Annotated in this window: 13 protein-coding genes and 1 pseudogene; 5 read left to right on the forward strand and 9 right to left on the reverse strand. The window is 59.5% G+C overall.

Annotated features, from left to right (window positions below; genetic code table 11):
- Window positions 1–346: 346 nt before the first annotated feature.
- Together pilB and AC1PLA_RS16035 are read right to left on the reverse strand one after the other, a co-directional pair.
- Window positions 347–2,083, reverse strand: coding sequence for a type IV-A pilus assembly ATPase PilB (gene pilB, locus AC1PLA_RS16030; RefSeq protein WP_102251439.1), 1,737 nt, complete (start codon window positions 2,081–2,083; stop codon window positions 347–349).
- Between the two features lie 177 nt (window positions 2,084–2,260).
- The gene (locus AC1PLA_RS16035) at window positions 2,261–2,668 is read right to left on the reverse strand and encodes a pilin (protein ID WP_102251438.1); all 408 of its coding nucleotides are present in this window, start codon (window positions 2,666–2,668) and stop codon (window positions 2,261–2,263) included.
- 366 nt (window positions 2,669–3,034) lie between these two features.
- Between AC1PLA_RS16035 and AC1PLA_RS16040 the strand changes: the two genes are divergently transcribed.
- Genes AC1PLA_RS16040 through AC1PLA_RS16055 form a run of 4 tightly spaced genes read left to right on the forward strand, consistent with a single transcriptional unit; the run spans window position 3,035 to window position 6,053 of the window.
- Window positions 3,035–4,291, forward strand: coding sequence for a type II secretion system F family protein (locus tag AC1PLA_RS16040; protein ID WP_481104920.1), 1,257 nt, complete (start codon window positions 3,035–3,037; stop codon window positions 4,289–4,291).
- 6 nt (window positions 4,292–4,297) lie between these two features.
- Entirely contained in the window at window positions 4,298–5,161 is an 864-nt protein-coding gene (locus AC1PLA_RS16045; protein WP_016849610.1) for a prepilin peptidase, read from the forward strand.
- A 13-nt stretch (window positions 5,162–5,174) separates the two neighbouring features.
- A complete protein-coding gene (coaE, locus tag AC1PLA_RS16050; RefSeq protein WP_039525803.1) occupies window positions 5,175–5,798 on the forward strand; it encodes a dephospho-CoA kinase in 624 nt (207 codons plus the stop codon).
- Window positions 5,799–5,807: 9 nt separating this feature from the next.
- Entirely contained in the window at window positions 5,808–6,053 is a 246-nt protein-coding gene (locus AC1PLA_RS16055; protein WP_425525174.1) for a SymE family type I addiction module toxin, read from the forward strand.
- A gap of 103 nt (window positions 6,054–6,156) precedes the next feature.
- On the opposite strand, the gene AC1PLA_RS16060 is transcribed toward AC1PLA_RS16055, so the two are convergent.
- From AC1PLA_RS16060 to rimK, 4 genes and pseudogenes are all read right to left on the reverse strand, one after another.
- Window positions 6,157–7,491, reverse strand: coding sequence for a sensor histidine kinase (locus tag AC1PLA_RS16060; protein ID WP_016904089.1), 1,335 nt, complete (start codon window positions 7,489–7,491; stop codon window positions 6,157–6,159).
- Window positions 7,484–8,161, reverse strand: a complete 678-nt coding sequence (locus tag AC1PLA_RS16065) for a response regulator transcription factor (RefSeq protein WP_006448355.1) — start codon at window positions 8,159–8,161, stop codon at window positions 7,484–7,486. Before AC1PLA_RS16065 ends, AC1PLA_RS16060 begins: the two co-directional genes overlap by 8 nt.
- A 27-nt stretch (window positions 8,162–8,188) precedes the next feature.
- Window positions 8,189–8,695 (reverse strand): annotated as a pseudogene (locus AC1PLA_RS16070) (hypothetical protein).
- Window positions 8,696–8,851: 156 nt separating this feature from the next.
- On the reverse strand, window positions 8,852–9,727 hold the full coding sequence (gene rimK / locus AC1PLA_RS16075; RefSeq protein WP_481106215.1) for a 30S ribosomal protein S6--L-glutamate ligase: 876 nt from the start codon (window positions 9,725–9,727) through the stop codon (window positions 8,852–8,854).
- A gap of 517 nt (window positions 9,728–10,244) precedes the next feature.
- Between rimK and glgX the strand changes: the two genes are divergently transcribed.
- Window positions 10,245–12,377 carry a glycogen debranching protein GlgX gene (glgX, locus tag AC1PLA_RS16080; RefSeq protein ID WP_481104921.1) on the forward strand — a complete coding sequence of 711 codons (2,133 nt, stop codon included), beginning with the start codon at window positions 10,245–10,247 and terminating at the stop codon, window positions 12,375–12,377.
- 640 nt (window positions 12,378–13,017) lie between these two features.
- Here the strand turns inward: glgX and AC1PLA_RS16085 are convergent.
- From AC1PLA_RS16085 to AC1PLA_RS16095, 3 genes are all read right to left on the reverse strand, one after another.
- Window positions 13,018–13,410, reverse strand: a complete 393-nt coding sequence (locus tag AC1PLA_RS16085) for an H-NS histone family protein (RefSeq protein ID WP_023904915.1) — start codon at window positions 13,408–13,410, stop codon at window positions 13,018–13,020.
- A gap of 88 nt (window positions 13,411–13,498) precedes the next feature.
- Complete coding sequence (locus tag AC1PLA_RS16090; RefSeq protein ID WP_026064907.1) at window positions 13,499–13,885, reverse strand: hypothetical protein; 387 nt, start codon at window positions 13,883–13,885, stop codon at window positions 13,499–13,501.
- Between the two features lie 1,140 nt (window positions 13,886–15,025).
- Window positions 15,026–16,606, reverse strand: coding sequence for a hypothetical protein (locus tag AC1PLA_RS16095; RefSeq protein ID WP_481104922.1), 1,581 nt, complete (start codon window positions 16,604–16,606; stop codon window positions 15,026–15,028).
- Window positions 16,607–16,851: the final 245 nt, after the last annotated feature.

The raw sequence follows: 16,851 nt of genomic DNA on the forward strand, positions 1-16,851 counted from the left end.
GGCCGGATGCTGTTCCCCTAATAAAAACGGCGCTTCCCTTACGAGGAAGCGCCGTTTTTTTGGGGGCTTCGCAACTTTGCCAAGTCTCGCCAAAACCGGTGAGCAAAAGCTTGGGTGAAAAGGATTACCGCCGTAGCCAGCTTTTCCGATTCCCCGATCCCGATTCCCAATTACCGGCCTTAATCCTTGGTCACCCGATTGATCTCGGCCAGACTGATCACCCGCGCGACCTTCATCCAGTCCACCTGATGCAGTTCGCCAGTAACGATCCAAGACAGACAGCTGCCCAGCCCGCCGGTCGGGGGCTCTTGCGAATCCCAAATCCCGAACCCCCAAATCCCAGCACTCAGTCCTTCGTCACCCGGTTGATCTCGGCCAGGCTGGTCACCCCGTGCGCGGCCTTGACCAGCGCCGACTGACGCAGGTCGCGGATGCCGATACTCTGTGCCGCCTCGGCAATCTGCATGGCGTTACCGCCTTCCAGCACGATCGCGCCGATCTCGTCGGTCATCGGCATCACCTGGTAGATACCGGTACGGCCCTTGTAGCCTTCGGTACACTCGTCGCAACCGACCGCCTCATACAGCTCGATCCCGGCAGCGATCTGCGCAGGCGTGAAGCCTTCGGCCAGCAACGCATGCTCGGGCAAGGTCGATTTGCGCTTGCAGTTGTTGCACAGGCGCCGCGCCAGACGCTGCGCGATCACCAAGGTCACCGACGAAGTAATGTTGTAAGGCGCGATGCCCATGTTCATCAAACGCGCGATGGTCTGCGGCGCATCGTTGGTGTGCAGCGTGGACAGCACCATGTGACCGGTCTGCGCGGCCTTGATCGCAATCTCGGCCGTCTCCAGGTCGCGGATTTCGCCGACCATGATGATGTCCGGGTCCTGGCGCAGGAACGAACGCAGCGCCGCGGCAAAGGTCATGCCGCGCTTGTTGTTCTGCTGCACCTGATTGACGCCGGGCAAACGGATTTCCACCGGATCCTCGGCGGTGGAGATGTTGCGCGTCTCGTCGTTGAGGATGCCGAGTGCCGTGTACAACGACACCGTCTTGCCCGAACCGGTCGGCCCGGTCACCAGCACCATCCCGTACGGCTTGTGGATCGCCTCCAGGAACAGCTTCTGCTGGTCCGCCTCGTAGCCCAGCTTCTCGATGCCCAGCTTGGCCGCGCTGCCGTCCAGGATACGCAACACCACCTTTTCGCCGAACAAGGTCGGCAAGGTGCTCACGCGGAAGTCGATCTGCTTGGTCTTGGACAGGTTGAGCTTGATGCGCCCGTCCTGCGGCACTCGCTTCTCGGCGATATCCAGCTGCGACATCACCTTTAGACGCGCCGCGATGCGCTGGTTCAGCTTCACGGGTGCCTTGGCCACATTCTTCAGCAGCCCATCGATCCGCAAGCGCACCCGGTAGTCGTCCTCATAGGGCTCGAAGTGGATGTCGGAGGCTCCCCGCCGGATCGCATCCACCAGCACCTTGTTGACGAACTTCACCACCGGCGTGTCGTCGCCCTTGGCATCGACCCCGGAATCCCCGCCGGCGCCCATGTCCTCGTCCCCGGCCGACACGTCCAGGTCGCCCATCCCCTCATCGTCGTCACCGAGCGAAGAGCCAAGCGCCGCATTGCTGGCTTGCCATTGCTCCAAGGTGCGACGGATCTGGTCCTCGTCGACCAGGATCGGCTCGACCACCAGGTTGGTATGGAACTTGATGTCGTCCAGCGCCCTAGTCTGGGTCGGGTTGCTCACCCCCACGAACAACCGATTGCCGCGCTTGAACAGCGGCAGCACCTGGTACTTCTGGAGCAACTCTTCACTGACCAGCTTGACCGCGTTCTGGCTGGTGTCGAAAACGGACACGTCCATCAGGGGCATGCCGAACTCGACTGCATTGGCCGCAGCCAACTGCGCTGCAGATACCAGTTTCTTCTCGGCGAACCACTGCGGCAAGGGAATCTTGGCCAAAGTAGCCTGCTCCATTGCAGAACGGGCTAGCACCTCGTCAAGCACCCCGTCCTGAACGAGGCGCCTTGCAATGCCAGTTATTCCAACCAAATTAGCAGTTCCCGCTAGACTCATAGCTCTTGCTCGCCGAATCATGGTTAATGATGAGCATATACCAGGCTGCTTGAAGACCTCACATAGATCCGAACCTTTCGCCTAGCAGCTGCGGATTTCTTCAAGCAAAACGGCCCTGCAGCTTCCTGCAGGGCCGTTTTTATCCAGTACTAAAAAAAAGTACTATCAACGCTGGTATCAGGTGCACTTGCCCGGCTTGTACTTAGCATCAAGGTTAGAACCACAGCTCCACAAGCCAGTTGCGGCGTCACGCGTCCAAGTCAGTGTCTTGTCATTGAACTTGGTGGCATTACCACCCTTGGTCGTGCAAGTGATCGTCGTAGCGGTAAGGGCCACAGTGCAGTAAGAGGTGGTGGGACCAACACCAATGAAACCGGCATCGGCAGTTGCGGTGCTAGGAGTCTTACCTTCGTTGGTTGCCTGTTCGAACCCAACCTTGCCGGGGGTGATTTCAGCAAGGGCCGAGGCCGCCTGCGACTTCACTACGTAATCCTGATAAGCCGGAAGCGCGATTGCAGCCAGGATTGCAATGATCGCCACAACGATCATCAGTTCGATCAGCGTAAAACCTTGTTGCTTCTTCATAGGTATCCCCTAGAGTTTTTTGTGAAGTTATCCGCCCACGGGCCACTTCCCCTGGGCGCCGCGCGACGGTTGCCACGTGCAGGGCAGTCAAAGCAGGAATCATGCCAACTCGTCGACATGTCCCCCGTAAATCCCCCCGGAGCAAATGATGCCCAATCTTGTGAGAGACGCATCTACTTTGTGACGGATCTGCGACCGGCTAGGAACTCGGACGGCTCGAGTCATAAGCTGACGCACAGTGTCACTTTCACTACCATCTATCGCCCCCCCTCCTCAGACCCTGCGGAAAGACGAGGATGCCAGATGATCTGGAACCGGCTAACATCCCGCTTGTATCCGCCTGGGGATGGCGGCTGGGGATAGCTAATGTCGGCAGTGCGCAGTGCAATCAAGAAAAAACCGGCAACAACTGCCGATCAGATGAGTCCGTTTGTGTGGGAAGGCACAGACAAGCGCGGCGTGAAGATGAAGGGTGAGCAAACTGCCCGAAACGCCAATTTGCTGCGCGCAGAACTCCGCCGTCAAGGCATCAATCCAACTGTGGTCAAGGTCAAGCCGAAGCCATTGTTTGGTGCAGCAGGCAAGAAGATTACTGCCAAAGACATTTCGTTCTTCAGCCGACAAATGGCAACGATGATGAAATCTGGCGTCCCCATTGTAGGGGCCCTTGAGATCATCGGCAGTGGTCAAAAGAATCCCCGCATGCGCACAATGATCGGCCAGATCCGTATTGACATTGAAGGCGGCTCTTCGCTCCACGAAGCAATCAGCAAACATCCAGTTCAGTTTGACGAACTTTATCGAAACTTGGTTCGAGCAGGCGAAAGCGCGGGTGTTTTAGAGACGGTCCTTGATACCATAGCTAACTACAAAGAAAACATCGAGGCGCTCAAGGGCAAGATCAAAAAAGCCCTGTTCTATCCTGCGATGGTGATGGCGGTGGCGTTGCTAGTTAGCTCCATCTTGCTCATCTGGGTGGTTCCCCAGTTTGAAGATGTTTTCAAAGGCTTTGGCGCAGAGCTTCCGGCTTTCACACAATTGATTGTCAATGCGTCGCGTTTCATGGTTTCTTACTGGTGGGCACTGCTAATCGTCGCAGTTGGAATTGTTGGCGGGCTTATTTTCGCCTATAAGCGGTCCCCGGCTATGCAACATGGTATGGATCGGCTCATTTTGAAGGTACCTGTTATTGGACAAATCATGCACAACAGCTCCGTAGCACGCTTCGCTAGAACGACTGCCGTAACGTTCAAAGCCGGCGTGCCCTTAGTGGAGGCGCTGAGTATCGTTGCTGGTGCTACGGGCAACTCGGTTTATGAAGAGGCAGTGCTGCGCATGCGTGACGATGTTTCTGTTGGTTATCCTGTGAATGTGGCCATGAAGCAGGTCAACCTCTTTCCGCATATGGTTGTCCAGATGACTGCTATTGGTGAGGAAGCTGGTGCACTGGATGCAATGCTGTTCAAAGTTGCCGAGTATTTTGAGCAAGAGGTTAACAATGCAGTTGACGCGCTTAGCAGCCTGCTAGAACCCATGATCATGGTATTCATTGGTACCATTGTCGGCGGCATGGTCATCGGCATGTACCTGCCCATCTTTAAGCTCGCTTCGGTAGTTGGATAAGACGTAATGGCATTTCTCGACCAGCATCCCGGTCTCGGCTTTCCCGCCGCGGCCGGACTGGGACTGCTGATCGGCAGCTTCCTGAACGTGGTGATCCTGCGCTTGCCCAAGCGCATGGAGTGGCAGTGGCGGCGCGACGCGCGCGAGATCCTGGAGCTGCCGGATATCTACGAGCCGCCGCCGCCGGGGATCGTGGTGGAGCCGTCGCACGACCCGGTCACCGGCGACAAGCTCAAGTGGTGGGAGAACATTCCGCTCTTTAGCTGGCTGATGCTGCGCGGCAAGTCACGCTACAGCGGCAAGCCGATCTCCATCCAATACCCATTAGTCGAGTTGCTGACCTCAATCCTGTGCGTGGCCAGCGTCTGGCGTTTCGGCTTCGGCTGGCAGGGCTTTGGCGCGATTGTGCTGAGTTGCTTCTTGGTGGCGATGTCGGGCATCGACCTGCGCCACAAGCTGCTGCCGGACCAGCTGACCTTGCCGCTGATGTGGCTGGGCCTGGTCGGCTCGATGGACAACCTCTACATGCCGGCCAAGCCCGCCCTGCTGGGCGCGGCGGTCGGCTATGTATCGCTGTGGACGGTGTGGTGGCTGTTCAAGCAGCTCACCGGCAAGGAAGGCATGGGCCACGGCGACTTCAAGCTATTGGCCGCGCTGGGCGCGTGGTGCGGGCTGAAAGGCATCCTGCCGATCATCCTGATCTCCTCGCTGGTCGGCGCCATCCTCGGCTCGATCTGGCTGGTGGCCAAGGGCCGCGACCGCGCCACCCCGATCCCGTTCGGCCCCTACCTGGCCATCGCCGGCTGGGTGGTGTTCTTCTGGGGCAACGACCTGGTGGACGGCTACCTGCACTTCGCAGGCCTGCGTTGACCGGGGCACGACGATGAGCGACTTCATCGTCGGCCTCACCGGCGGCATTGCTTCCGGCAAGAGCGCGCTTGCCGCTGAGTTCGAAAAGCTGGGTGTGCCGGTCATCGATGCGGACATCGTTGCACGGCAGGTGGTGGCGCCTGGCCCCATTCTCGACGCCATTACCGAGCAGTTCGGCCGCGAGATCCTGTTACCGGATGGAACGCTTGACCGCCAAGCGCTGCGCAAGATCGTCTTCGCCGATCCAGCCCAACGGAAAGCGCTGGAAGCGATCACCCACCCGGCCATTCGCGCAGAACTGCAGCGCGCCGCGCAGGAAGCCGTGGGCCCCTATACGATCGTCGCGATTCCCCTGCTGACCGAAGCGGGCGGACGAGCGACCTATGCCTGGCTGGACCGCATTCTCGTCGTCGATGTGCCGGTGTCGCTCCAACATGCTCGCCTGATGCAACGCGACGGGAGCACATCGGTGCTTGCCGATCAGATGATTGCCGCGCAAGCATCTCGCGAACAACGATTGGCCATTGCCGATGACGTAGTCAGCAACGAAGGCGACACGGACCGACTGGCGCAACAAGCGCGAAGCCTGGATGCGAGCTACAGGGCAATTTTACAAACGCATCGAATCGGGCGCTGACATCTACGGCTGCGCACCCAAAACACTGCCATGGCCAGTCGACTGCCGTTACCGCCGGCGAGATCGTTAGCACACGAAGCGTGGCATCCATTACTCCCTTACTACGATGCAGAACCCGGCCGGCCGCACAGCCAGCGCATTCCCAGCGTGCGCTTGCGCGGGATTTGGCTGGAGCAGTTGGGGTTTGCGGTTGGGTGCAAGCTGCAGATCACGGCGCGTGCGGGCGAGTTGGTGGTGACGGTGGTAGAGCGCTGAGCTGGGTTTTGGGTGTGGTTGCTGTTTGCAAGCCCCCGGCGTGGGGGCGTCATGGGTAAGGCTGTCGCGCCCGGGTGCGCTCCTACGGGAGTGCGGGTGGTGGTTAGCGGTGGAAGGCTAGTGTTGCGATGACGCCGCGCTGCTGGCCTGGGCGCACGCTGACGCGCCAGCCGTAGAGGTCGCACAGCCGGCTGACGATCGACAGGCCGATGCCGCCGCCTTGCGAATGGCCGGCGTGGGTGCCGCGGTAGCCGCGCTGGAATAGTTTGGCGGCGTCTTCCTCGCTCAGGCCGGGGCCGGAGTCGATCACTTCCACCGCATCGCCGAGCACGCGCACGCGTACCTGGCCGTCCTGGGTGTACTTGACCGCATTGCCGATCAGGTTGCCCAGCGCCACCGACAAAGCAGATTCGGGCGCGTCGATGACCAGGTCGCGCTCGCCTTCCAGCAGCAGCTCCAGCTGCTTGCCGCCGAGTTGGGCGCGATGCGCGTCGATCAGTTGCTCAGCCACCTTAGCGACGTTGCTGCTGCCCTGCCCGCGTTCGTTGCGCGAGAGCAGCAGCAGCGAGCCGATCAGGTCGCTGCACTGCAGTTCGGCGCGCTGGATGCGCTGCAGGCGTTGCAGCATCTTTTCGTCGAGATTGGGCTTGGTGAGCAGCAGTTCGGTGGCGCCGCGAATCACCGCCAGCGGGGTGCGCAGTTCGTGGCTGACGTCGGCATTGAATTCGCGATCGCGCTGCACCACCTCGGTGAGGCGGGCCGAGTAATCGTCCAGCGCTTCGGCCAGCTGGCCTACTTCGTCGTCCGGGAAGTGCGCGGCCAGCGGCTTGGGCTCGCTGGTGCCGCCGCGATAGGCGCGCAGGCGTGCAGCCAGGTCCGACACCGGGCGCATGACCTTGGATGCCGACCACCAGCCAATCAGCAGCGAGAAGCCGCTGAACACCAGCACCGAAAGCATCAAGGTGCGCTTGAGCTGGATCTCGCCCTTGATGGTCTGGGTCATGTCATAGGCGAGGAAGAACCACTCGCTCGGCGTCTTGCGCACGGCCAGCTTGTACGAATACGCGTTGCCGTTTTCGTCCACGCCGGAGATGGTGTGGATGCCGTCCGGAAACTGGTACCACTCCGGCTGTTCCAGCCGCAGCGCTTCGAACTTGTCGCTTTTGACCACCCGCCCGCGCATCTGCTGCACCGGCAGGTCGGGGTTACGCAGCGGGTCGGAATAGAAGCGCTGCGCAAAGGCGTCGATATTGCGGTTCATCACGTCTTCCACCAACTGGTTTTCCACGCGCGAGCGCGCCCAGTTGGTGGCGAAGGCGAACAGCGTGGTCAGGCAGAAGCCCAACAGCACGAACGACAGGATGATGCGGCTGCGCAGGCGCCGCCGATAGCGGCCGCGCCTGCGGGCGGGCCGCGCGCCGTTATTGCTTTCAGGCATCGGGCGAGGCGATGCGATAGCCGATGCCGTGACGGGTCTGGATCATCGGCACATCGAAAGGCTTGTCGACCACCGCACGCAGGCCGTGGATATGCACGCGCAGCGAGTCCGAATCCGGCAGTTCTTCGCCCCAGACGCGGGTTTCCAGCTCCTGGCGGGTGACCACGGCCGGCGAGGCTTCCATCAGCGACTGCAGGATCTTCAATGCAGTGGGGTTGAGCTGCAGCAGCTTGCCGCGGCGACGCACTTCCAGCGTGTCCAGGTTGTATTCCAGATCGCCGGTTTCCAGCACGCGGGTGTGCACGCCCTTGCCACGACGCGACAGCGCGTTGAGCCGCACTTCCACTTCCTGCAGCGCAAACGGCTTGATCAGGTAGTCGTCTGCGCCGGAGTCAAAACCGGCCAACTTGTTGTCCAGCGAATCGCGTGCGGTGAGCATCAGCACCGGTGTCTGCTTGCGCGCTTCGTTGCGGAGCTTGCGACACACCTCGATGCCATCCATGCCGGGCAGGTTGAGGTCGAGCACGATGGCGTCGAACTCGTGCACCACGGCTAGGTGCAGGCCGGTCACGCCGTCGGCGGCAAAGTCCACCGTGTGGCCGCGGTCTTCGAGATAGTCGCCCAGATTGGCGGCGATATCGCTGTTGTCTTCGATTACTAGAATTCGCACTGGAACCTCATTGGTTAAGCTGTTTTTTTAGCGCTGGCGCCGAGAAATTTCGTCTTGACTCACAGTCGTCTGACGGCGGCGCTCGGCGGCGGTCATACCCTGTCTGGTACTCATCTGCGAACCAGCTGCACGTGCGCGCCGGCAACTAGCCGACCATCTTCGCCTGCCTTGGTCAAAATCTGGGTGACGGGCTCCTGATCGTTATGCAACGCTGCGCGCTGGTCCGGCTGCAGCACGGTGACATCCGGCTGCGCCTCCAACGTGGCTTCGCTGCAATCAAGTGCTGCTGTCACCTTAGCGCGCTCATCCTGACTGCTCTCGAAGTACTTCGCGCCTTTGTGCAGATCGCTCCGCACCTGCTTTGCCGGTGGCTTGGACGGGGTGCCGAGATCACCCGCTATCGCGCGGGCAGGGCTGATCAGGAAACCGATCACGCTGAGCATTGCGGTGACTTGCCTTGCCATGCCGACGCCTCCTTGTGTGCCTGAGCGATTTAACATCAGCGAATGTAGACGTGAAGCCTGGGGGCAGCAAGCCACCACATAAAAAGGCCCAAGTGCGACAACGCACTTGGGCCAAAAGTTCATCCCGATCACCGTCACTGCCGAGAGCGGAGCTACGGTCGGGTGAGGCTAGCGAGGAAAGGATTAGATTTTCGTTAAATTTTCGCTAACAAAGCTGTTGACCCGATCAGCGGACCGACTGCTCCAGGTGCTGGATGATCGCCGCCGCCACGTCCACCTCGCAGACCCCTTCCACGCCCTCTAGCCCAGGGGTCGAATTGACCTCGAGCACCAATGGCCCACGACTGGAACGGATCAGGTCAACGCCGGCCACGGCCAGGCCCAGCGCGCGCGCTGAGCGTACCGCGACCTCCTGTTCCTGCTCGGTGGCCTGGGCCACCGCAGCGCTGCCGCCCAGATGCAGGTTGGAACGAAAGTCGCCCTCGGCCGCCTGCCGGCGCATCGCGGCAACCACCCGGTCGCCGACCACGAAGCAGCGCAGGTCCGCGCCCTCGGCCTCGCCGATGAATTCCTGCACGATGAAGTTGGCGTACAGCCCGCGCAGTGCCTCGACCACGCCGCGCGAGGCGCTGGCTTTCTCGGTGAGGATCACCCCGGCGCCCTGCGCGCCCTCGTTCAACTTCACCACATGCGGCGGCGGGCCCAGCATCGACAGCAGATCCTGGGTGTCGTCCGGGTTGTCGCCAAACACGGTCACCGGCATGTCGATGCCTTGCGCGGCCAGCAGCTGATGCGCGCGCAACTTGTCGCGCGAGCGCAGGATGGCGTCGGACGGGTTGGGCGTGTAGGTGCCCATGAATTCGAGCTGGCGCAACACGGCGGTGGCATAGCGCGTGACCGAGGCGCCAATGCGCGGGATCACCGCATCGAACCCGGTGATCGGCTTGCCCTTGTAGTGCAAGCTGAAACCATCGGCGGCAATGCGCATGTAGCAGCGCAGCGGGTCGAGGATGCGCACGGTGTGGCCACGCTTGCGCCCGGCCTCGATGAGCCGCCGGGTCGAATACAGCTTGCTGTTGCGGGAAAGAATGGCGATTTTCATCGCGGCAGGTGTACGGCGCGGCCTGGACATGGTCGGAGTCTGATGACGGAGTGACCCAAGTCCGTAGGTCTGCCGGTCGATTGCACGCGCGGGCAGCGTCCCTGCCCTGCACGTTGCGTTCGACGGGTGTGCGACGGCCCCGAGAATGGGAGGTGGAAGTGACGCAGCAAGGCAGCTGTAACACTGCATGCGCGGCTTGGCTGCGACGGTCTGGATGCTAGCAGGGCGGCTGCGCGGCGCTCAAGCGCGCGCGTGCGTACCTCTGCACAAGTGATGCACGGCAGGTTTGCCCGGCGACAGTCGCGCAGACAGCGCAGCAAACGTGCTCGACTCAACGTCTCAGCTCATCCGCGTCAGCGCGCCCGCTTCCGTCACCGCGCTCGGAATGACCGGCCGCCGCGCGCCGCATCAACCGTCCTCACGCCGCCCCCGTGTCGTCATGACGCAGTTTGCACAGCGCAACCCGCAATGCTTGAGTTCCCTCAATGCCGGCATGCCGGCGCACCCGAGACTCTCAATGCGACGTCCAGCAAGCGCGGCTTACGCCAACCCCTCCCGCATCCGCCAAGGACGCCCGTTCCCGCGCGGCGCCGTCTTCGATGGTCAGGGCACCAATTTTGCGTTGTTTTCCGCGCATGCCACGCGTGTGGAGCTGTGCCTATTCGACGAACAGGGCACCGAAGTGCGGGTGGATCTTCCGGAATACACCAACGAGATCTGGCACGGCTACCTACCCGACGTCAAACCCGGCCAGCGCTACGGCTACCGCGTGCATGGCCCGTATGAGCCCACCGAAGGCCACCGCTTCAATCACAACAAGCTGTTGATGGACCCATATGCACGCGAGATGGATGGCGACCTGATCTGGGCAGACGAACTTTACGGCTATACCGTGGGTCACCCGGATGGCGATCTGAGTTTCGACGAGCGCGACAGCGCACCGTTTATGCCCAAGTGTGTGGTGGTTGAAGACACCTACGACTGGGAAGACGACGCGCGCCTGCTCAAGCCGTGGAACGAGACGGTGATCTACGAGACCCATGTGCGTGGCTACACCATGCGCAACCCGCAGGTACCGGAGGCTGTACGCGGCACCTTTGCCGGCCTGGCGCAGCCGCAGGTGCTGCAATACATCAAGGACCTGGGCATCACCGCAGTGGAACTGTTGCCGGTACATGCGTATCTGGACGACCAGCATCTGCTGGACAGGGACCTGCGCAATTACTGGGGCTACAACACCATTGGCTTCTTCGCGCTGAAGTCGCGCTACCTGTCCAGCGGACATCGCGATGAGTTCCGCGACATGGTCAAGGCCATGCACAAGCAGGGCCTGGAAGTGATCCTGGACGTGGTCTACAACCACACCGCCGAAGGCAGCGAGCTGGGCCCGACGCTGTCGTTCAAGGGCATCGACAACGCCAGCTATTACCGCCTTGCCGAAGACAAGCGTTACTACATCAACGATACCGGCACCGGCAATACGCTCAATCTGAGCAACTCGCGGGTGATCCAGTTCGTCAACGACTCGCTGCGCTATTGGGCCGGCGAAATGCATGTGGACGGCTTCCGCTTCGACCTGGCCACGATCCTGGGACGCGAGCCGAGCGGCTTCGACCAGCGCGGCGGTTTTCTGGATGCCTGCAACCAGGATCCGTTGCTGTCGGAGGTCAAGCTGATTGCCGAACCCTGGGACTGCGGCCCCGGCGGCTACCAGGTCGGTCACTTCCCGCCGGGCTGGTCGGAATGGAACGACAAGTTCCGCGACAACGCGCGCGAGTTCTGGAAGGGCGAGGATGGCAAGCTCGCCGAGTTCGCCACGCGCTTCACCGGTTCGGCTGATCTGTTCGATCGTCGCGGTCGCCGCCCGTGGGCGTCGGTCAATTTCATCACCGCGCACGATGGATTCACCCTGCGCGACCTGGTGAGCTACAACGAGAAGCACAACATCGCCAATGGCGAGGACAATCGCGACGGTTCGTCCAACGACGGTTCCTGCAACTACGGCGAAGAAGGCGACACCGATAACGCGGATGTGCTGCAGATCCGCGAGCGGCAGATGAAGAACCTGCTCGCCACGCTGCTGCTCTCGCAAGGGACGCCGATGATGCTTGCCGGTGACGAGCGGGCACAGTCGCAGGGCGGCAACAACAACACCTATTGCCAGGACAACGAGATCACCTGGCTGGACTGGGAAAACGACCCGACCGATGGCCGCCTGACCGACTTCGTCAAGGCACTGACGCAGTTGCGCAAGCGTTATCCGATCCTGTCGCGCGGCCGCTTCCTCAACGGCCAGTACAACGAAGAAGCGGGCCTGCGCGATCTCACTTGGCTCAATCCGGGCGGCACCGAAATGGACGACGCGCACTGGACCGATGCCGGCGCGCGCTCGGTGGGACTGCTGCTGGAAGGCAAGGCCCAGACCTCCGGCGTCAAGGAGTTGGCCAACGACGCCACCTTGTTGATCGTCATCAATGCCTACCACGAAGGCGTGACCTTCACCCTGCCCTCGGCCGACGAACCGGTGCACTGGAAGCTGGCGCTCTCGACCGACGAAGCGCTGGAAGTGGACATGATGCCGGCCGGCGCCAGCGAATTCCTGGCCCCGCCGCGCAGCGTGTCGGTGTTCGAGTGCAAGAACGACCAGTAACACTGATGCGGCAACATGAACTCGCGGCCTGCCGGAAACCCGGTAGGCCGCGAGTTTTCTATTGCTTGGCCATATGCGCCGGGTACTTCGACTTGAACAGGATCTACGCTACGTATCCATGGAAACCGATGCAGTAGTTCGTACGCGGTTACAACCCTGCCGGTGAAACCCAGGCTCTGCGTCGAGCGCGGGGCAAACACAATCGCTGCTGACGCGCCGCAGTCGCAGATAGAGCTCCAATCGCTTCGTTTGCCAAAGAGCTTGAAGCAGCGGCTTGGTATCTAGTGACACGCGTGGCGATGCGGATTAGGGCAAAACCTATCGGCTTATCACTCGTCTTTATCGATAGTCGATCAACTAACAAAAGCTGAAACAGCCGCACCCGGCAATCGCGCATTTCGAGTACATCTATCGAAAAACCCGCCGGTCAATCACGACGCAACAAGCTGTACGCGCAATTCTCCGTCTCCGGCTTAGAGCATGGCGACATTGGAAAGCATGCTCACATCCAGCTTTGATTGCACGATCCGGCAGCGCATCGAATGCACTGCAGCAATGACGGCGATAACACCAAAGTGCGCGACGGTCGTGAATCGCTAAACGCTAACGCGCCACAGCAAGACCTTGAATACGCAAAAACTCAGCCCGGATACAGCGGGAATCGCTTGTCCGGATGATTGGCCTTCCACTCCTTGTAGGAGCTGGTGCCTTCCCAGGCCTTGAACGCACGCGGCGTGCGACCACGCCCGGACCAAGTCTCGCCGGAATGCGGAATCCAGTACTTGGCCACCACTTCGCCCGTGGACGACAACGGCCCCTTGGATTTGCCAGTCATTGCCAGCGAGGCAATCTGGGACTTTTGCTTGGCATTGAAGCGGCTGCCGAACTGGGTCAGCACCTCGACCACCTGGTCGAAGGCTTCCAGCGTCTGGGCGTACTTCAGCTGGGCTTCTTCCTGCTCGAGCTTGCGCAGCTCTTCCAGCAATTGGGCTTTGGCGGCGGCAGAGGGTGAAGCGGGCGGAACCTGGCGCATTGGCAAAACTAAGGTTGGACGGGTCAGCGAGTATTGCCGTTGCGCCGGCTAGCGTAAAGCGGCAGGACGCGCCCGAGTCTGGCTGCGGTCAGCGATGGCGCAGCAAGGCATGCTCGCGGGCCATGGTCAGCACCGGCCCGATGCGCCCGGCCCGGATCAGCTCACCGCAGTGCTTGCCGACAAACTCGACCCTGGGCGCCGAAAACCACTGCACCACCCGATCCAACTCGCCGGCATTGATGGACCAGGCATGGCAGACCGCCTCGCCCAGCTCTTCCACCCCCACCAGCCCCAGCTCACGAATCTGCTCGGAATCCAGCGCAAACATCTCCAGCACCTTGCCCGCATCGTCCGGCGTGCCGTAACCAAAACGCATCTGCTCGGCGCGGTGAGCAACCGAGGCGGCACGCGCGGACTCGGCGCGGCGTATGCCCTTGAGAAGTGCGCCGATGAGTTGAGGATGCGTGGCCGTCATGGTGCTCGCTCGATGATGGCTGCCACTATGCCCATCGCTGCGAGCCCGCTCAATCAGGAGGTTCCTGACCATGGGCAAGGAAATAGCGAAGCGCGCAACTGGCGTTATTCGCCGCGGCACGCTGCAATCGATGTCAGCCTCAAGGCCAAAAATCACGTCCAGCCGCATCTACGCAATCGGTTGTAGCAGACACTGCGACACACGATAGCCCCGCATCGGCAGCTAAATCGTTCCGCTCAGCCTAGCTGCTTCACAGATAGTTCCGAGATTGCGTTGCTACCTCCCGAAGGAGACAGCCTGCCCACGGGCATTACCTAGGGCAGGGCCCGTTATTGCCACATTGGAGTGGATCGGACATTGCCAGAAATACAGATCCAGTACTACCCCAATACAAAACCAATCGAACAATGGATTACTGATAGCAAATATCTATTTGCAGCACGTATACTTTCACGACACCATCACGCAACGAAGCGCGACACATAAGCCGCCCATTACGCAGATGAGGGGCGCCTGATGTTTACACGCCCACTGTCATTTGTATGCGAGGGGAGCATGCATCTCATCCGTTCTCATCAGCGCGCTGTCCATGCGGCGCTTGTCGTTGGTTACGTCGTGCTGCTCTCATACGCAGGTTGGATATTCACCCACCTAGCGGCCTGAGTCGTTTTTCCATGATGACGCGTTAGTCAGGGCGCATCGAAAGCCGGTCATCTGATACTGGTGTTGGACGAACGCAGGTGCCAGCTCCAACAAGGAGCACCTCTATCGGGCGTCACTGCAATTTGACATGTGGACGATTACTACTCACGCCCCCCCATTCCGCGCGATGGAAATCCCTACCGGAGCTCATGATTTCCAGATCCGGCTGCTTTACGTTGCATCGATTCCAACCTCGAGCTGTCGCCTTTGCTGATTAAAGCCCTGCGCTGGACTACGCCAGACGCTCGATGGCCATGTCGAGCACTGGGCTGAGTACGGCCCATTCATCGCCCAACCTACGATTGTTTTTTTGCCTGCAGCAATTTTGCTTTCGCGCTAATACCCGGTAGGTCTAAATATGCTCAGCATTGGCCACCTATATCGATATCTAGGGACAGGCAGGAAAACAACCTGCCCGTCATTAAGCGAGAAGCTAGCTCAACTGGAAATCCACCAGTTAGTGCCATCACATGTCCAGCGACTAACCTTCTCCGCGGACAATGACTGCTTCCTCAGGTTGTTTCCATTGGAAATGCTCGGAGATGCCTCGCAGTAAACAACAATCTCATGACCAGGCCACGTGGGTGTAGCAGCATTGATATTAGTCCCGCCTGTTACGGTTACCCGCTTGGCATACCCCGGAATTAATAACGTCGAAGCAGACGGTATCGTTACGGCCTCGAGATTCTTTCTCCGTCCAACCCAAGAGACTGGTGACCCTACATTGTAGACAGCCCTACAATCCGTCTCACCTACTTCCACGACGCAATCTGGAGTATTGATAGCCAAATCCGTGCTTTGGGCTACAGACGCTTTATGAGCCTCCGTGTAAAATGACTGGATAAAGACACGCGCTCCGTTTTGAATTCCAACACCCACGCGGTCGGCTCCCACCCCAAGACCTCGGCCGTTATTAGCAACCTTAGTGACCCCCGACAACTGGATGTCAGCATTGTCAACAAGAATACCTTGTCCGCGACAATTATATATCTCGATGTCGCTTCCAGCTATCCTCTCGACCCGCGGACCAGCAAGGGTAACTCCCTTGGCATCCGGATAATCGGCAAATGCGGGGCGAAAGTTCCGAGAGTACCCTGAATACTCAATGAAAATTTTATCCCATAAAAATTGCACAACAGGCTTGGTCGAGTGAATTCCACCCCTCCCATCAAATGACGAGGAAAAGCGCCCAATCAGCCAAATGTTGGCACCACCCTCCTGAATTGAAGCATCAACCTGCAAGCCAAATTCCTGACTACAAAACGTCCCGCAATTGATGAGACGGACGCCAGTTTCACCAGGATTAGTCGCTAGAATATAGTATCCATTGCCACCACTATACTCCGCGTGGCATTCAAGCAGCTCGCCGCGAGGGTTGACCCCAAAGAAACCATGCCGCTTGCTATCATAGCAACGGATGGCACTGAAAGACGTCACGCTGCCGCCCTTCCACTTGAAACCATCGAACTGCCCAACAATTGTGATGTCAGCAATTTCTCCACGCCCCCCCCAAGGCGCAGCAATGCCAATTTCGATACCGTTATCATTTTCTCCGACAAATTGATTGGCGGCGGTTGTAATGGCGAATCGCCGAAGCCAAGGCTGCTGACCAACATCACCCCCATTTCCCACGTAACTTATAAGTGCCTTTCCGGCGCTAAAATTTCTAACAAATCTAGTTTTCTCGCCGCACCCGATGATACCGCCGCCGGCTGGCACAACAAGCTGATCAAAGCACGCGTAGTTGCCTTCAGGAAAGTAGATTGGCTTCCCAAGGCTCAGCACCGAGTTGATTAATGCCGTCTGATTAGATCCATCCCCGAGAATCCCGAACGACCTCGCAGAGGCTAGACCATCATATTTAAGCTTATCCACTAACCTTAACGGACTAATAATCCCGTTGTCGGCTACCCCAGCCTGGGACTCAAGAATAGTTGAGTATGCCGAATTATTTATTTTTTGCCTTGTCACGCTACCATCAGGCACTTCTTCAACCGACATTTTGATTGACTCACTCATCACTTACTCCTGAATATTTGCAATCTCTCACGCCCCAAAAAACGACGATCAAAATTGGCGCTGGAAACTTGACCACATTAGATCCGCAGTTGACGGCATTTCTATTCGAACTGTTCAACTTCGCGGAGGAACATGAAATCACACGGCCATCTCACAAGCTGCGACCCTAGGTCTAGTTAGACCAGCTCTTGTTATATGTTGATTTGCGGCGACCAGCTGGCTCCGCCATCTGTCCAGAGTCTGGA

Source organism: Xanthomonas sp. NCPPB 1826 (assembly GCF_056725285.1).